We start from the raw sequence: 15,249 nt of genomic DNA, 5'->3' as shown, positions 1-15,249 counted from the left end.
TCTCCTCCATGACCATGCTACGCTTTTACGATATGAGCAGGAGAATTGAGCATGCACAACCGCTTACAAGGTCATGAGATTTTTTTACTCGCCCGGACACTGGCGCCGGAGCTGGGAAAAAAAGAGCGGGCTATTGCCAGATTTATCGATGACAATCCGGATACGCTGGCAACCATGAATATTTCTGACATCGCCAGTTATCTTAATGTCAGCGTGGCCAGTATTACTAAAGTCTCAAAAAAACTCGGCTTCACCGGTTTTCACGATTTAAAAATGAGTATTGGCAAGACGGACGCCAATCCGGATGAGATTATTGAGATTCCGGTTATTCCTGACAGTGAGCTTTTCACCAATAAAGTGATTGAAAGCACCTTTTTTAACTCCATCCTGGCATTGCAGGAAAGTTTACAGGCCATCGATAGTTCAGTGATAAAAACCGTTGCGTCATTATTTATCAACCGAAAAGAAGACGCCAAAATTATCATTGCCGGTTGTGGTGGTTCAGGTTCGGTATGTGACGATTTTAACCATAAGCTCCTTAAGATTGGTATCTTCTCCTATATTTTCAGCGACAGCCATAAACAATTAATGTCTGCATCGCTCATGCAGCCGGGCGATATTCTGCTGGTCATTTCACATTCGGGTCAGACCACCGATATCATTAATATGGTCTCCGCCGCCAATGAGAAAGGGGCCGACACAATCTGCCTGACCAATTATCCTAACAGCCCGTTAAGCCATATCGCCCGACATGCCATCATTTCCTCCGTCAAAAACAATCCTATTACCGGAGAAAATGCAACAACCCGTATTGTTCATCTGAATATTCTTGATGCGATTTTCACCATTATTGCCAGCAAAACCAGTGAGCAAAGCCAAAGCAGTTTATTGAACACCAGAAACGCTGTTGCTGCTAAACGAACAGCCAGTTAAGGATTTGAGATATGAAAAATGATGTTGTGGTCATCGGCAGTCTCAACTATGACATTCTGATCCAACAGGATCGTCTGCCTGAGTTAGGGGAGACCTTTACCGGCAATGAATTGCTTATGATGCCTGGCGGCAAAGGGGCAAATCAGGCGGTCCAGTGCGCTAAGCTTGGGCTTAACGTGGCGATGGTAGGATGTGTAGGGGAAGATCTGTACGGCACAGAATTGATTAAATCGCTGGCCGAAAACCAGGTTGCTGTTGAGCATATTATTCCGCGCGGGAAATCTTCCGGTATCGGCATCGTGCAGATTCTGGAATCTGGTGATTATTGCAGCACCATTATTAAGGGCGCGAATTACCGCATTACGGAAGAAGATATTACCGATGCCTTATTTGCGGGTGCTCCGCTGGTTATTTTCCAGTCAGAAATTCCGCCGCAGATTGTTGAATTTGCCGTCGGCAAAGCACGTCAGCATGGCTGCCATATCCTGGTGAACAATGCGCCGGCCCGGACCATCCCGGCAGACACCCTGAAACTGATTGACTGTCTGGTCATCAACGAGACAGAAGCCACCTTTATGCACGCGCAGCCGGTGACCTGTGTTGAAGAAGCGCTGAAATGCGCCACCGCCCTACAGGATCAGGTTGCAGGCCAGGTCATCATCACCCTGGGAGAGAAAGGCGCGGTGCTGGGTGCGAACGGAACGGCAACGCATTATCCCGCCGTATTTTGCCCGGACGTGGTGGATACCACCGGCGCAGGTGACTCGTTCATTGGCGGCATCGCTTACTGCATTGTTAATGGGATCCCGTTAACCCAGGCCATCCCTTTTGCCGCGGAAATCAGCTCGTGCTCCATCCAGAAATATGGCGGCCAAAGCTCCTTCCCGATGCTGCCCGATGTCGCTCATGCGCTGGAGGTCAATCAAATGCGCACGCGCGAAGCACAGTACGACACCAGCACGCATCAGAACTGACCGACTGACTACGCTGTACCCTGGGAAAACGCCGTTGAAACCCCTGAAAGGCACGGTGGCTCTTACGTGAGTGACAAACAGACGAAATGGCGTAACTGAAAAACAGCGCTGGCAGGCGCTGTTTTTTTGCGTTGGTAAAACGGCCCCATCAGCATAAGAACTGTTGTTACATCATGCGGGTTTTGCCATCGGCCAGAACCCTGGCAAACCTTTGGTATATTTTTGCAGCACTCCGCAGCCGTCCGATCAAATACCCATCTTTATCATGGATTTAATGGCGACCAGACGCCGCGCTATGACACGCCATGAAACGCTTCAACAACCTTTGCCAACGGTTGCAAACTTATGTAACATTTGACCCAGCTCACAAAAAACAAACATTGAATAATCATTTTTTAAACTATTCAACAAGATCATCCCAAGTCCACAACATAAGTGGTGGATTGTGGCGAAGTGCGCCTGTCGTTCAGGCGACAGACCGTGGGAATAACCAGCATGGAGGGGAAGGTACGAAGAAAAAAGCACGAATAAACAGATAATTATAAATAAATCTAATTGTGCTGAGCAGTCGTCGTTGCAAATTATCTTCCTGAAAAGGAGTTTTTCAATATATGGAAAATATCTCATCATGAATAACGTTAAAAAAATTGTGGTTATCCTTATCGGTGCCGCGCTGCTGCTACTGGGCCTGGCCCTGGCGGCAGGGGGTGCCTGGCTGATCGCTCTGGGGGGTTCCTGGTTCTATCTGCCTGCTGGCCTGGCGATGGCCGCCAGCGGATTTGGTCTGATGCGCCGCCGCAGCTGGACGCTGTATGTCTCCTGGGCACTGCTGGTGGTCAGCCTGATCTGGGCGTTCAGCGAAGTTGGCACCGATTTCTGGCAACTGGTACCGCGTACCGTGACCTTCCTGGTGGTCGCACTTCTGGTGACGCTTTGCTCCTCTGCGCTGCGTAAAGCAGATCAAACCCCGGTGATCACCTGCAAATTAGCCGGTGTCGTCTCTGCGGTACTCGCTATCGGCATCATCGCGATATTTGCCAACATGTTCCGCGCACATCCCGAGGTTGAGGCCAGCAATGAGCCGCTGCCGGTACTGGATGCCAAAGCGGCCGATGAAAGCGGCAACGACTGGACGGCATGGGGACGTAATACCGGCGGACAGCGCTTCGCGCAGTTTAATCAGATCAACACGACCAACGTGAAAGATTTGCAGGTCGCCTGGACTTACCACACCGGCGACCTGGCGGTTAACGGCGCTGAATATCAGGTTACGCCGTTAAAAGTCGGCGATACCATGTATCTGTGCACTCCGCTGAACAAGGTGATTGCGCTTGATCCGGTGAGCGGTAAAGAGAAATGGCGCTTTGATCCGCAGATTGAAGAGACCGCGGGCAATAAGAGCTGGAAACGTTGCCGTGGCGTTGCCTACACCGAGCTAAGCGACGCGCCGCAGGACGGCACGACGCCAGCCATCGCCGGCAACAAACGCATTATCAGCACCACCGTTGATGGGCGCATCTTCTCGCTGGATGCGGAAACCGGCAAGCTGGATACGGGCTTCGGCGCTAACGGGTTTGTTAACCTGCTGAACGGTCTTGGGCCGACGGCGCATGGTTCTTACTACCTCACCTCTGCGCCGCTGGTTGCCGATGGCGTGATTATGGTTGGCGGTAAGCTGAACGATAACCTGACCACCGGTGAAGCGTCCGGTGTGGTACGTGGCTTTGACACGCGCAGCGGCAAGCTGTTATGGGCCTGGGATGCCTCTCGCGGTGCGAAAGACAGTACGCCGCTGCCGGCAGGCGAAATCTATCCGATTGAAACGCCGAACTTCTGGGGCACCGCGGCCTACGATGCAAAACTGGGTATTGCCTATTTCCCGACTGGCAACCAGACGCCTGATTTCTGGTCCGGCAACCGTCATCCCTACTCTGATGAGTACAACGATGCGGTAGTCGCGGTTGAGCTGAAAACCGGTAAAGAGGTCTGGCATTTCCGTACCGCGAACCAGGATCAGTTTGACTATGACGTGTCATCGCAGCCGATTCTCTACGATATGCCGGGCAAAGACGGCAGCATTACGCCTGTTCTGATCCAGATGACCAAGCGCGGCCAGATATTTGTGCTGGACCGTCGTAACGGTAAACCTGTGCTGCCGGTGGAATATCGCCGGGTATCCACCGATGCGATGCCAGGGATGCGGGTTGCAGAAACCCAGCCTTACTCCGCGATCTCCGTGGGAACTGCCGCCCTGAAAGAATCAGATATGTGGGGCGCCTCGATTTTCGACCAGCTCTACTGCCGCGTGCAGTTCAAACAGATGCGCTGGGAAGGCGAGTTCACCCCGCTGTCTGACCAAAAGCGGACGCTGATTTATCCGGGTTACTACGGTGGATTTAACTGGGGCGGCGGCGCGATCGACGTCTCGACCGGTACGCTGATCGTCAACGATATTCGTATGGCGCAATGGGGTAAATTCATCAAACGTGAAGATGCCGCGCGTATTGGCATGAAGCCGAGCACCGAAGGTGAATACTCTGAACAGCTGGGTACACCGTGGGGCGTGGAGCGTTCGATGTTTATGTCACCACTGGGCGTGCCTTGCTTTAAACCGCCATTTGGTTCCATGACGGCAATCGACCTGGCGAGTGGCAAAACCCGCTGGCAGGTGCCGATGGGCACCATCAAGGATGCGCCGATCCACGGCGTTGCGCCTGGCCTGGATATCCCGCTGGGGATGCCAACCATGGGCGGCCCGTTGGTCACCAAAGGCGGTCTGACCTTCTTCCACGGTTCTCTGGATTACTATGTCCGCGCCCTGGATAACAACACCGGTAAGGAACTGTGGCGCGGCCGTCTGCCTGTTGGCGGACAAGGCGCACCGATGACCTACATCGGCGAAAATGGCAAGCAGTATGTGGTGGTGGTTGCGGGGGGTGCAACGCGTACCGGCACGAACGACAATCGTGGTGATGACGTTATCGCCTACGCGCTGCCATAAACAACAGCGGTAAATCAGGGCGGGTTAAACGCCCTGATTCTTCTCCCTGCCAGAGACAATGCTGGCAGGTTTTAGTCCCGGCAGAAGCGGGCGAAGGCGGCCAGCTGGCCGGTGAGGAAAGTGCGCGTTGCCTCATCGCTCAGCACACCGTAAACCACTTTATCCGTAACCTGTCCCACCATCGCTTCGGGCTTGTTCATCACCCTGGCATCAAAGAACACCAGAATCTGACGCAGATGGTACTGCGCGCGCGCACCGCCCATCGCTCCCGGAGAGGCGCTCTGGATCAGCACCGGTTTCCCGGCCAGCGGCTGTGGCGAGTATCTGGACAGCCAGTCCAGCGCATTTTTCAACACGCCCGGTACCGAATAGTTATATTCCGGCGTGACGATAATGACGCCATCCGCCTGCTGAATTTCAGCCGCCATCGCTACCACGGCCTGTGGAAAGCCCTCCGCCTGTACATCCGCATTGTAATGGGGAAAATCGCCTGGCGATCCAAGGTGGGAAATGGTCACCTGTTCGGGCGCCAGTTCCGGCAGCGTGTGCGCAATAGCCGCGTTAAACGAACCCCGACGCAGGCTGCCGGTTAAGGTGACAAAGTGCAGTTTCTTTTCCATGGTGAATTCCTTAAGGCGCCTCGGCAATCCAGGCGCTGATGTCGTAGTGTCGGGGATTCCAGCCCAGCATCTGGCGGGCTTTGTCGGCGCTGATACGGCAATCGGAACTGAGTCCCGTCATCGCCATCATCTCGCCCCAGCGTTCTGTCGCCGCCTGCGGCGTCAACGATGTCGCGCTGCCGCTAAACTGCAATCGCTGGTGCACTGCCTCCCCAATCTGGCGGAAAGAGGCAATGCCGTTTTCAACATAAAACAGTGATCCACTTTTGGCGCGTCTGAGTGCCAGCAGGTAAAGCGATACCAGATCATCAATGTGAACGTGGCTCCAGCAGTGCTCGCCGTCTCCGATATAGACGCCGTGATTCAACTCGCGCGCTGCCCGTTCCAGCGCCGGAAGCTGTTTGCTTTCCGCATTGATAAACCGCCCTTTGCCATACACCATGGCCGGAACCATCACCATGCTGCGAACGCCCGAGGCTGCCGCACGCAGAATCGCATTGTTGATTCGTATCCGATCGGGAAACACCCCACCCGCCCGGCAGGGAAAGTCTTCATGGGTGATCCGCCCGGGAGAAACACGCTGACGATGATTCGCCAGATATCCCGCACCGGAGGTATAGATCAGCGTTTTACCGGTGCCGCGCAGCTCTCTTATCAGCAATGAGGCGACAGATATGTCGTCGCATTCTGCTGCGTGAACCACGATATCGCACGCATTGATGGCTGCCCGGAGCGGGGTTTTATCGTTATCCTGGAGATCGCAACGCACGGGAGACATTCCTGCGGCGCGGATACGGATTTCATCTTCCGGTTTTCGATACGTGCCCGATACCTGATAACCCGCATCCCGGAGAGCCAGCGCAACGCTGCCGCCGATATACCCGGAAATGCCGGTGACCAGTACGTGTTTATTGTCCCGCATAGTTTTTCTTATCTCCTCATGCACATGACAAAAACAGTAGAGATCGGCGGGAAGGGAGTAATAGACAAAACGTGCTTCCAGGCAGAATCGTCAGGTTTTACGCAAACTGGCGATTTCATCCAGCAGATACTGCGTGGCAGGGCCTGGGATACGATCTTTACGTCGGACCAGGGTAGCGGGTAATTCTGGCAATCCTGAGCGAATCCCCCACTCCGCTAACTCAAGGCGATGAAGTGAACCGTTTTCCAGATCGGTTTCTGCCATATGTGCTGGCAGACTTCCCCATCCCAGCCCGGCCACCAGAATGTTGTGTTTCGCGTGCAGATTCGTCACATGCCACAAATCCAGAGAAGCCACTCCCCGGCGCCCCCAGTCGTCGAACTCTTTTTCACCATCACTCAACACCACCTGCCGATAATCACGCACATCATCAGCACTCAACGGACCCGGAATCGCTGCCAGAGGATGATGTCTGGCGCAGACGGCAACCAGTTTTATCGGCATTAACGGGAGGATAAGGACATCTTCTGCGGCAGGATTAAAGTCGATAAGGAGTCCGAAAGCCGCCTCTCCCGAGATAACCATTTTCTCTGCTTTGGCGCTGGTTACGACACGGATATGCAGGCTTACGTGGGGATAGCGTTCGGCAAAACGTTGCAGGGCGCGATCAATACCTTCGAGCGGAAATAAGGCGTCGATGCACAGGGATATCTCATTTTCCAGCCCTGCCGAAAGCGAACGCGCTTTAAGATGCCAGATATCCAGATCGCTCAGCAGACGTTGTGCGCGCGGGAGGAGTTCTTTTCCTTCTTCACTGAGAACGGCGCGATATCCACTTCTGTCAATAAGGGTAACGCCGAGTAAATCCTCAAGGGACTGCATGGAAAACGTCACCGCAGATGGCGCTTTATGCAGCGCTCTGGCAGCCCCGGCAAGGCTGCCATGTTCTGCCAATGTCACAAATATTAAAAGTTGCTCGACCGTTGCCCGAATCATCTCGTTCTGAATTCCAGAATAACTTCTTATGAAATTACCGCGTATCATAATATAAGCATTGCGCAGATAATAGTTTTATTCCGCCCGCAGTACTTCATTAATAAATGAGTAAACGCCGAGGCATTTCATCTGCACGCAATCAACAGGTATGAATATGAAAAGAGTAAAACATCAGTTTAAAGTCGCGATATTTGTTATTCTGGCATCGGCATCAATGGCGGCGCTGGCACAGGATAAAATGGCGATTATGACCGCGACGCCACAGGAAGTGACGGTCACGAACGCAGCCTCTAACACAACGGGTGTCGCGCAGATCAAAGGGGAATACGCGAAAGTGCTCTATGGCGATCCGACCAAAGCCAATCTTTACACGGTGTTATTACATATCGCTCCCCACAAAAGAATTCAGGCGTTAAGCCACCCGGACAATGGTTTTGCAACCGTGGTATCCGGCCATTGGTATGTTGGCTTTGGCGATAAGTTTGATGAAGCGAAACTTAAAATGCTTCCTCCCGGTGGGATTTATACTGAGCCAGCGTTTGCGAATCATTTTGGTGAAACCCGTGATGAGCCGGTGACAATTGCCATTACCCGCTACGGACCAAGTGGCACGACATATGTTAATGCCAAAGACGCTCCCGGAAAATAATATTTCTCTGCCCGCTATCAGGATTTTAAAATAACTTTTTCCCCGCCATTTTAAATAAAAGAAATTTAAGGCCGGATATTCCGGCCTTTTTTTGTCTCAGATTTTACGCCTGCCGCCGGGCGTGCTGTTCCGCCAGCTGCCGGTTAAACACTTCAGCCGGGCAGTTTTGCGCCAGAGCTTCGCGCACTAACTGCTGCTGGTTCACGGGCGCATCGGTGTCCGGATGGGTGGGAAAGGCAAATCCCCGCGCGGCCACCCTGATCACGGCGGTTAATGCTTCGGCTGGCAGGTTTTTCTCCAACAGCAATGGGTAGATGCGCTGGAGGATACGTTCATGGTTAACCTCTTCCATCGGCACACCAAATGCCGACGAGATTTGCAGCAGATTGGCTGTAGGTACCTGATCTGCCGTGATGTTATTCCCTGAGGCATGGAATAACGCCGGATTAAAGAACAGCCCGTCACCCTTACGTAACGGGATCTGCACCGCGTTATCGTTAAACCAGGCGACAAATTCCGGGCGGCGATACGCAATGTAGCCCAGCTCATATTGGTGCGACCACGGCAGCAGACGCGTCGGGCCGCTTTCCAGCGGCATATCCGTATGCGCGATGGCGCCCTGCAACGTCAAATATTGCGACAGGATTTGTATCGGGATGGGAAACTCGGCCGCGAAAGCGCCTGGCTGAAATCCCGGATGATCAGGTTGCTGTATGGCGGCACCGGGACGGACCTGATTGATTTGTGACGCCATACGCCAGGACGGGCCAAGCCAGGCATGGCAGATCAGACCGAGCGTGGTATTGGCATAGTAGTCGGTGAACAGCGCCGGATCCGCCTCCGCCAGCTTTTGCAGGGCATGCAGGATGCGGCCGTTATTCCCGGCGCGGGAAAAATGATCGAACGGGTTCTTCGCCCCCGCCTCCTCGCGCAGAATGACGTCAAACACCTGTGATGCGCGATCAATCAGCCCGGCATCCGGATATAACCCACGCACCACCATGACGCCGGGACCACAGGAAAATGCTTTGTGCAGTTCACTCAGTACCCGGCGCTTATCCGTTATCACCGCATCATCAATGACATCCCTGTCATAGATCAGCACATCTGAAATGACTTCACTGGCCAGTGGGTACTCTTCGGCATTGACGCTTTGCTGGCAAAAGGTTTTGCAATCGGAAACAGACACGTCGTCTTCATGCACAAAATATTCTGATGTCATTTTGACCTCAAATGCTAATTGGTTTAAGCGGCGGTTAGTTGCCCTGCTTCCGCGCGCACGTCACACGACAAGGCCGTCACCTCACCAAATTAGCAATAACATTGAGTTAACAAAACATCATAAACACCTCATAAAAACCTCACAAAACGCTGCGCTCAGTCAACGGTATTTAGGTGTAATCCATGATGTGTGCTGGTCATGGCTATCCACCATCGCATCAACAAACGCCAGAGGCTGCGGCTTTCCACGCCATGGCGTGCGATTTCCCCCTATCCCCTGTTAATCCAGCGTGACAACCGCATGGGTATCAGCCGACAGCTGCGCGGCGTCCGCCAGTCGCAGCGCCAGGCAACCATCCCGCACCGAGGTCGGCAGCGGCGTGCCCTGTTTGATGCCGCGGATAAAGGCATCCATCTCCAGACGATAGGCATCGGTGTAGCGCTGCATAAAGAAGTTAAGCAGCGGCCCGCGCACCTCGGTGTCCTGCGCGCCGTAGTGACGCACGCTGGTTTCGCGCTGGTTGTCGTTCAGCAACATGCCGCCCGAGCCGAACACCTCCATGCGCTGGTCGTAACCGTAAATCGCCTGACGGCTACAGTTGATTTGGCATTGTTTGCCAGAGGCGGTGCGCATCTGCACCATCACGGTGTCGTAGTCGCCCAGCGCTTCCAGTGACGGCTCGAACAGGCGGCTGCCGACGGCAAACACCTCAACGGGTTCTTCGCCGAGGATCCAGCGCGCCAAATCAAAATCGTGGATCACCATGTCACGGAAGATACCGCCCGACGTTTTCAGGTAGCCCAGCGGGGCCAGGCCAGGGTCACGGCTGGTGATGATGACCTGATGCAGTTCACCAATATCGCCACGGCGGATGCGGCGGTAAATCTCATCAAAGCCAGGATCGAAACGGCGGTTGAAGCCAAGCATCACTTTCTGGTTATGGGTGCCGAGTGCCTGTTCCGCGTCATAGGCTTTGCGGATATCCAGATCTACCGGCTTTTCACACAACACCGCTTTACCGGCTTTGGCCGCAGCCAGCATCAGTTCAACATGGGTATGGGTAGGCGTGCCGATCACCACCGCATCGATATCCGGGTTGGCGATGGCGTCGAGCGGATCGGCCAGCGCTGTCCCGCCCCAGCTGGCCGTCAGCGCCTGGGCACTGGCGAGCACCGGGTCGGCAACCGCCGCCAGGATGGCATCATTGTTACGCGCGATGTTCGCCGCATGGACGTGACCGATACGACCAGCCCCAAGGACAGCAACTCTAATCATGAGAAACTCCGGTACGAGGTAAGTTATGTGTTTAAGGAAGCTGACTCATCAGGTCATGCAGGGCGAGAACCTGCTGATTGACCACCAGGTTGCTATCGAGCTGCCCGTTGAAGTAATTAACAATATTGGTCGCGGCCGCCACCGACATACGCATCGCCGCCTCTTCCGTCAGGCCCGCGCTGTGGGGCGTGAGGATCAGCCGATCGCGCTGCGCCATTAATGGCGAAAGCGCATTGGCCGGTTCTTCTTGCAGGACATCCAGCCCGGCACCACCGAGGTGTTCCTGCTGTAGCGCCTGCGCCAGCGCCGTTTCATCAATGATGCCGCCACGCGCGGTGTTAATCAGCAGCGCGCCCTTCTTCATCATCGCCAGTTCAGCGCGCCCGATTAACGGCTTTTCGCCGCTCAGCGGCAGATGGACGGTGACGGCATCAGCGGTTTTTAATCCGCTATGCAGGTCTGCCACCCGCTGCACGCCGTGTGCGGCAAATACCTCATCCGGCAGATAGGGATCGTAGGCCATCACGTTCATGCGGAAGCTGGCGGCCAGACGCGCCACCTCGCGACCAATGCGGCCAAAACCAAGGATAAACAGCGAGCGGTGGGCGATCTCCACCGCAGAAAAACTGTTACGTCGATTCCACAGACCGTCGCGAATGCCGCTGTCGAAATAGCAGATGCGCTTCGCCAGCGCCAGCAGCAGCGACAATGTATGCTCCGCGACCGACAGCGAATTCACGTCACCCACGATGGTGAGCGGAATGCTGCGGTCGCTCAGCGCCTGCACATCCACCGAGTCGTATCCCACACCGTGGCGCGAGACAATTTTCAGTTGCGGTGCGCTGGCGATCTCTTTGGCTGTCAGCGGCTGAGTACGGATAAGTAAGGCGTCAGCCTCAGCCAGATAAGGCGCATAGCTTTCGACGCTGACCTCGGAGACCAGCTCCAGCGTCAGCCCCGGCGCCTGGCGTAACACCGCCAGTCCGGCTTGATGAATTTTTCCGGCAACCAGTACGCGCGGCATATCAATACCCCCCTGACTGGGTGTGGCGGGCGGCACGCGCTGACGTACCATTCAATTCACGGAATTGCTGAATGCTGGCGGCGGCGGCGGAACGCAACAGCTGCACATCGTTGGCGACCGTCACCAGATCAAAGCCCCAGGCGGCGGCCTGTGCCGCATAAGCAGCCGTGCCGTTGTGCAGCCCGGCTTTTTTCCCGGCGCGATGCGCAACCGCCAGAATGTGCCGGATAGCCTCGACGATTTCCGGTTCATCGCGATCGAAGCCGGTGCGGTATTTGCGGCCGGTCAGCCCGAGGGTCAAATCCGCCGGGCCGATATAGATGCCATCCAGTCCGGGCGTCGCCACGATGGCTTCGATATTCGCCACTGCCTCAGCGGTTTCAATCATGGCAAAGCACACCACCTGTTCATCGGCGAACTGACCATAATCCTGACCGGCGGCAATCGAGACCCGGGTCGGGCCAAAACTGCGGCTGCCAAGCGGCGGATAGCGCACGCAGGAGACCAGCGCCTGTGCCTGTTCGGCCGTATTGACCATCGGGCAGATAATGCCCCATGCCCCGGCATCCAGCGCTTTCATAATGATGCCCGGCTCCAGCCACGGCACCCTGACCATTGGCGCCACGCCGCTGGCACGCATCGCCTGCAACATAGGTTTGGCTTCTTCATAGCCAACAAAACCGTGTTGCAGGTCGATGGTCAGCGCGTCATAACCCTGCTGCGCCATGATTTCCGCCGTGAAGGAACTGGCGATACTGAGCCAGCCATTTAACACCGTCTGGCCTTGCTGCCAGCACGCTTTGATATTGTTCAGTTTCATCCCGGCTCCTTACAGCACGATCTGCGCGAGTTTGACGTTCATATAGTCGTGAATCCCTTCGGCACCGCCTTCACGCCCCATACCACTGGCTTTGATGCCGCCGAACGGCACCTCTGCCGCCGCCAGCGCGTAGCTGTTAATCCCCACCATGCCCGCCTCCAGACGCGCAACGGTTTCGCGGATACGTGCCGGGTCCTGGGTGAAGGCATAGGCCGACAGCGCGAAGCCAGAGTTATTTACCCGCGCCCACAGATCCTCGCTATCGCTGAAGGAGGTGATGGCGGCGATGGGGCCGAAATTCTCTTCGGCGATGGCTAAGGCATCATCCGGCACATCGGCAATCACCGTTGGGGCGTAGAAGTATCCGCCGTTAAGTTCCACGCGCTCCCCGCCGGTCACCACCCTGGCCCCTTTGCGGCGCGCGTCGGCAACGATCTCTTCAATGGCCTGTAGCCTGCGCGGATTGATCAGCGGCCCCATCGTGGTGTCGCTCTCCTGCCCATAGCCCACTTTGAGCTTGCTGGCACGGCGGGCAAATCCCGCCACAAAGGCGTCGTACAGGCTTTCATGCACGTAGAAACGATCGCCGGTGACGCAAACCTGACCGCAGTTGGCAAACTTGGTGGCGACCGACAGATCGAGCGCTTTTTCCACATCCGCATCCGGGAAGACAATCACCGGCGCATTCCCGCCCAGTTCCATGCTCAGGCGTTTGATGGTGGCGGCCGAATCCCGGATCATCTGCTGACCCAGCTGGGTTGAACCGGTCAGCGAGACTTTTTTTACTACCGGCGAACTTATCAGCGGTTGGTATGTGTCACTGGCCGGGCCGACCACCAGGTTGGCAACGCCCTGCGGCAGGCCCGCTTTACGCAGACAGTCAAAGATGATCATCGCCGAGCCAGGCACTTCGCTGGAGGGACGCAACACCAGGGTGCAACCGGCCGCCAGCGCGGGAGCGACTTTGCGCGCCACCAGCACCACCGGGAAATTCCAGGCGGTGAAGGCGGCCACCACGCCGACCGGCTCATGCGTCACTTCACAACGACCGCCGGGTACGCGGCTTTCAACAATGCGGCCATAAATACGGCGCGCTTCTTCGGCGTGCCAGACGAACTGATCCACCGACAGTTCCCATTCGCGTTTTGCCTGCGCCAGCGGTTTGCCGCTCTCCTGTGAAATCATCACGGCGGCGGCACTGGCGACGGCCACCATTTCCCGCGCCACGGCCTGCAACAGGTCGGCACGCGCCCATCCCTGCGTCGCTTTCCAGCCGGGTAGCGCGTTTTCAGCCGCCTGCAAGGCGGCGAGCGTGTCTGAAGACGACGCGGCAGGAATGGTTCCCAACGCCTGGCCATTGCCCGGGTCCATCACCCTGATCGGTTCCTGACCGCTCCCTTTGCACCACTGACCATTAATGAACTGTCCAAAGTTGTCGTACATGGTTCGTCTTTCCTCCGGCATCGTCTTCAGGGGCTGCTTGCGGCTGCACAAGGCGTGGCTGAATTGCAACAAAAACGCCCTCGCAGCACTGATGTTTGCAATAGTAGAATCACAGCAACAAAAATTGCAATAGCGTTCAGGATTGCAATCCCGGTAGAATAGATGTGAAAATTCACCAGTATTTTCATGATGTTAAATTGACGTTGTTTTCATGCGTGGTGACAACGTGGTAAAAATTTAAGTAATTTTTTCGAGTGGAATCACAAATCAGGCGAAGAAATTTTCACAGCGACAGGCGAATCAGTTAGAAATAATTGCATTAAGACCTGAGTTGCAATTTTTATTGCCGATCGCCAGGTCGCTGATGCCTGCTGAGGAGTATGAATGGGAAAGGTAGAGAAGATGCAGGCCACCACGCCACTGCCTCATGCCAGTTATGAGCAGGTGGTGAATGACATTACAGCGCGTTATCCGCAGCTGTCCGAACGGCATAAGCAGGCGGCCCGCTATATCACGCAGAATCCGAACACGGTGGCGCTTGAATCGATTAACGCAGTGGCAGCCAAATGCGGGCTGCACCCGTCGGTGCTGGTGCGTTTTGCGCAGGCCTTTGGCTACAGCGGCTTTAAGCAGATGCAAAGCGTTTTCCAGTCGCGCTTAGCCACCGCCGCGCCGGGCTATAACGAACGGTTGAATGCGTTAGAGCATGACCTGAAAAAGAATGATGAGCGCGGCAGCCTCGGCTTTTTGCAGAATCTGGTGATCCGCGATATCGCCACCTTACAGGAGCTGCTGCACAACGTGACGGAGGCGGACCTCGACCAGGCGGCCCGGTTACTGAAGGATGCCGACACCGTCTACATCATGGGTCAGCTGCGTTCGGAGCCGATCGCTTTGCTGCTGCGCTACCTGCTGACCATGCTCAACCGGCGGGTGGTGTTGCTGGACGCCTCAGGCGGACTGGCGCCGCAGATGGCAAAAAACATGCGGCAGAATGATGTGCTGTTCGCCATCTCTTTCCGCCATTACGCCAAAGAAGTCATCTCGATTTCCGACGAGGTGTTCGCCCGGGGTCTGCCCGTGATCGCCATCACCGACGGGCCGTTATCACCGCTGGCGAAAAATGCCCGCGTGCTGTTTACCGTGCCGGAAGAGGAGTACAGCTTTTCGCGATCGCTGGCGGCACCGGTCTGCCTGGCGCAAAGCATCGCCATGGCGCTGGCCGCGGTGTTGCAGCCGGAACAGGCGCAACCCACCATCGAGAGCCTGACTGAGCGGGAAAAGCGCGAAGAGACCGGGCGCAAACGCAGCCGGGCCTGATAACCCGCTGGCATCCTCCCTGCCCGGATAACGGGAAGGGATAACGCGGC

13 protein-coding genes are annotated in these 15,249 nt (G+C 55.6%); 5 read left to right on the top strand and 8 right to left on the bottom strand.

The window, feature by feature from the left end; genetic code table 11:
* Nucleotides 1-51: 51 nt before the first annotated feature.
* From AC6I8V_RS24110 to AC6I8V_RS24100, 3 genes are all read left to right on the top strand, one after another.
* Nucleotides 52-933: an SIS domain-containing protein gene (locus tag AC6I8V_RS24110; protein ID WP_497846920.1), complete on the top strand. Its 882-nt coding sequence runs from the start codon at nt 52-54 to the stop codon at nt 931-933.
* 11 nt (nt 934-944) lie between these two features.
* Nucleotides 945-1,907, top strand: coding sequence for a ribokinase (locus AC6I8V_RS24105; RefSeq protein ID WP_497846919.1), 963 nt, complete (start codon nt 945-947; stop codon nt 1,905-1,907).
* A gap of 628 nt (nt 1,908-2,535) precedes the next feature.
* Nucleotides 2,536-4,908 carry a membrane-bound PQQ-dependent dehydrogenase, glucose/quinate/shikimate family gene (locus AC6I8V_RS24100; protein ID WP_497846918.1) on the top strand — a complete coding sequence of 791 codons (2,373 nt, stop codon included), beginning with the start codon at nt 2,536-2,538 and terminating at the stop codon, nt 4,906-4,908.
* A 71-nt stretch (nt 4,909-4,979) separates the two neighbouring features.
* On the opposite strand, the gene AC6I8V_RS24095 is transcribed toward AC6I8V_RS24100, so the two are convergent.
* The 3 genes from AC6I8V_RS24095 to AC6I8V_RS24085 all read right to left on the bottom strand — a co-directional run bounded on the left by AC6I8V_RS24095 (nt 4,980) and on the right by AC6I8V_RS24085 (nt 7,494).
* A complete protein-coding gene (locus AC6I8V_RS24095) occupies nt 4,980-5,528 on the bottom strand; it encodes an NADPH-dependent FMN reductase (RefSeq protein WP_497846917.1) in 549 nt (182 codons plus the stop codon).
* 10 nt (nt 5,529-5,538) lie between these two features.
* Nucleotides 5,539-6,450: an NAD-dependent epimerase/dehydratase family protein gene (locus tag AC6I8V_RS24090; protein ID WP_497846916.1), complete on the bottom strand. Its 912-nt coding sequence runs from the start codon at nt 6,448-6,450 to the stop codon at nt 5,539-5,541.
* Nucleotides 6,451-6,540: 90 nt separating this feature from the next.
* A complete protein-coding gene (locus AC6I8V_RS24085) occupies nt 6,541-7,494 on the bottom strand; it encodes a LysR family transcriptional regulator (RefSeq protein WP_497846915.1) in 954 nt (317 codons plus the stop codon).
* A gap of 106 nt (nt 7,495-7,600) precedes the next feature.
* Here AC6I8V_RS24085 and AC6I8V_RS24080 point away from each other — a divergent pair, with 106 nt between their 5' ends.
* The gene (locus AC6I8V_RS24080) at nt 7,601-8,095 is read left to right on the top strand and encodes a cupin domain-containing protein (RefSeq protein ID WP_497846914.1); all 495 of its coding nucleotides are present in this window, start codon (nt 7,601-7,603) and stop codon (nt 8,093-8,095) included.
* Nucleotides 8,096-8,198: 103 nt separating this feature from the next.
* On the opposite strand, the gene AC6I8V_RS24075 is transcribed toward AC6I8V_RS24080, so the two are convergent.
* The 5 genes from AC6I8V_RS24075 to AC6I8V_RS24055 form a co-directional block, all read right to left on the bottom strand.
* Nucleotides 8,199-9,317 carry a phytanoyl-CoA dioxygenase family protein gene (locus AC6I8V_RS24075; protein ID WP_497846913.1) on the bottom strand — a complete coding sequence of 373 codons (1,119 nt, stop codon included), beginning with the start codon at nt 9,315-9,317 and terminating at the stop codon, nt 8,199-8,201.
* Between the two features lie 279 nt (nt 9,318-9,596).
* Nucleotides 9,597-10,592 (bottom strand): inositol 2-dehydrogenase, encoded by a 996-nt coding sequence (gene iolG, locus AC6I8V_RS24070; protein ID WP_497846912.1) that lies wholly within the window; start codon nt 10,590-10,592, stop codon nt 9,597-9,599.
* A gap of 31 nt (nt 10,593-10,623) precedes the next feature.
* Nucleotides 10,624-11,667, bottom strand: coding sequence for a hydroxyacid dehydrogenase (locus AC6I8V_RS24065; protein ID WP_497846911.1), 1,044 nt, complete (start codon nt 11,665-11,667; stop codon nt 10,624-10,626).
* Nucleotides 11,618-12,436, bottom strand: coding sequence for an HpcH/HpaI aldolase family protein (locus tag AC6I8V_RS24060; RefSeq protein WP_497846910.1), 819 nt, complete (start codon nt 12,434-12,436; stop codon nt 11,618-11,620). Before AC6I8V_RS24060 ends, AC6I8V_RS24065 begins: the two co-directional genes overlap by 50 nt.
* A gap of 9 nt (nt 12,437-12,445) precedes the next feature.
* Nucleotides 12,446-13,879 carry an NAD-dependent succinate-semialdehyde dehydrogenase gene (locus AC6I8V_RS24055; protein ID WP_497846909.1) on the bottom strand — a complete coding sequence of 478 codons (1,434 nt, stop codon included), beginning with the start codon at nt 13,877-13,879 and terminating at the stop codon, nt 12,446-12,448.
* 384 nt (nt 13,880-14,263) lie between these two features.
* On the opposite strand from AC6I8V_RS24055, the gene AC6I8V_RS24050 reads away from it, so the two are divergent.
* On the top strand, nt 14,264-15,199 hold the full coding sequence (locus AC6I8V_RS24050; RefSeq protein ID WP_497846908.1) for a MurR/RpiR family transcriptional regulator: 936 nt from the start codon (nt 14,264-14,266) through the stop codon (nt 15,197-15,199).
* Nucleotides 15,200-15,249: the final 50 nt, after the last annotated feature.

The organism is Pantoea sp. X-Soil-TKNS-1207 (genome assembly GCF_059730485.1).
The sequence above is the reverse complement of the archived record's forward strand: the minus strand, read 5'-3'. Positions and strand labels throughout refer to the sequence as shown.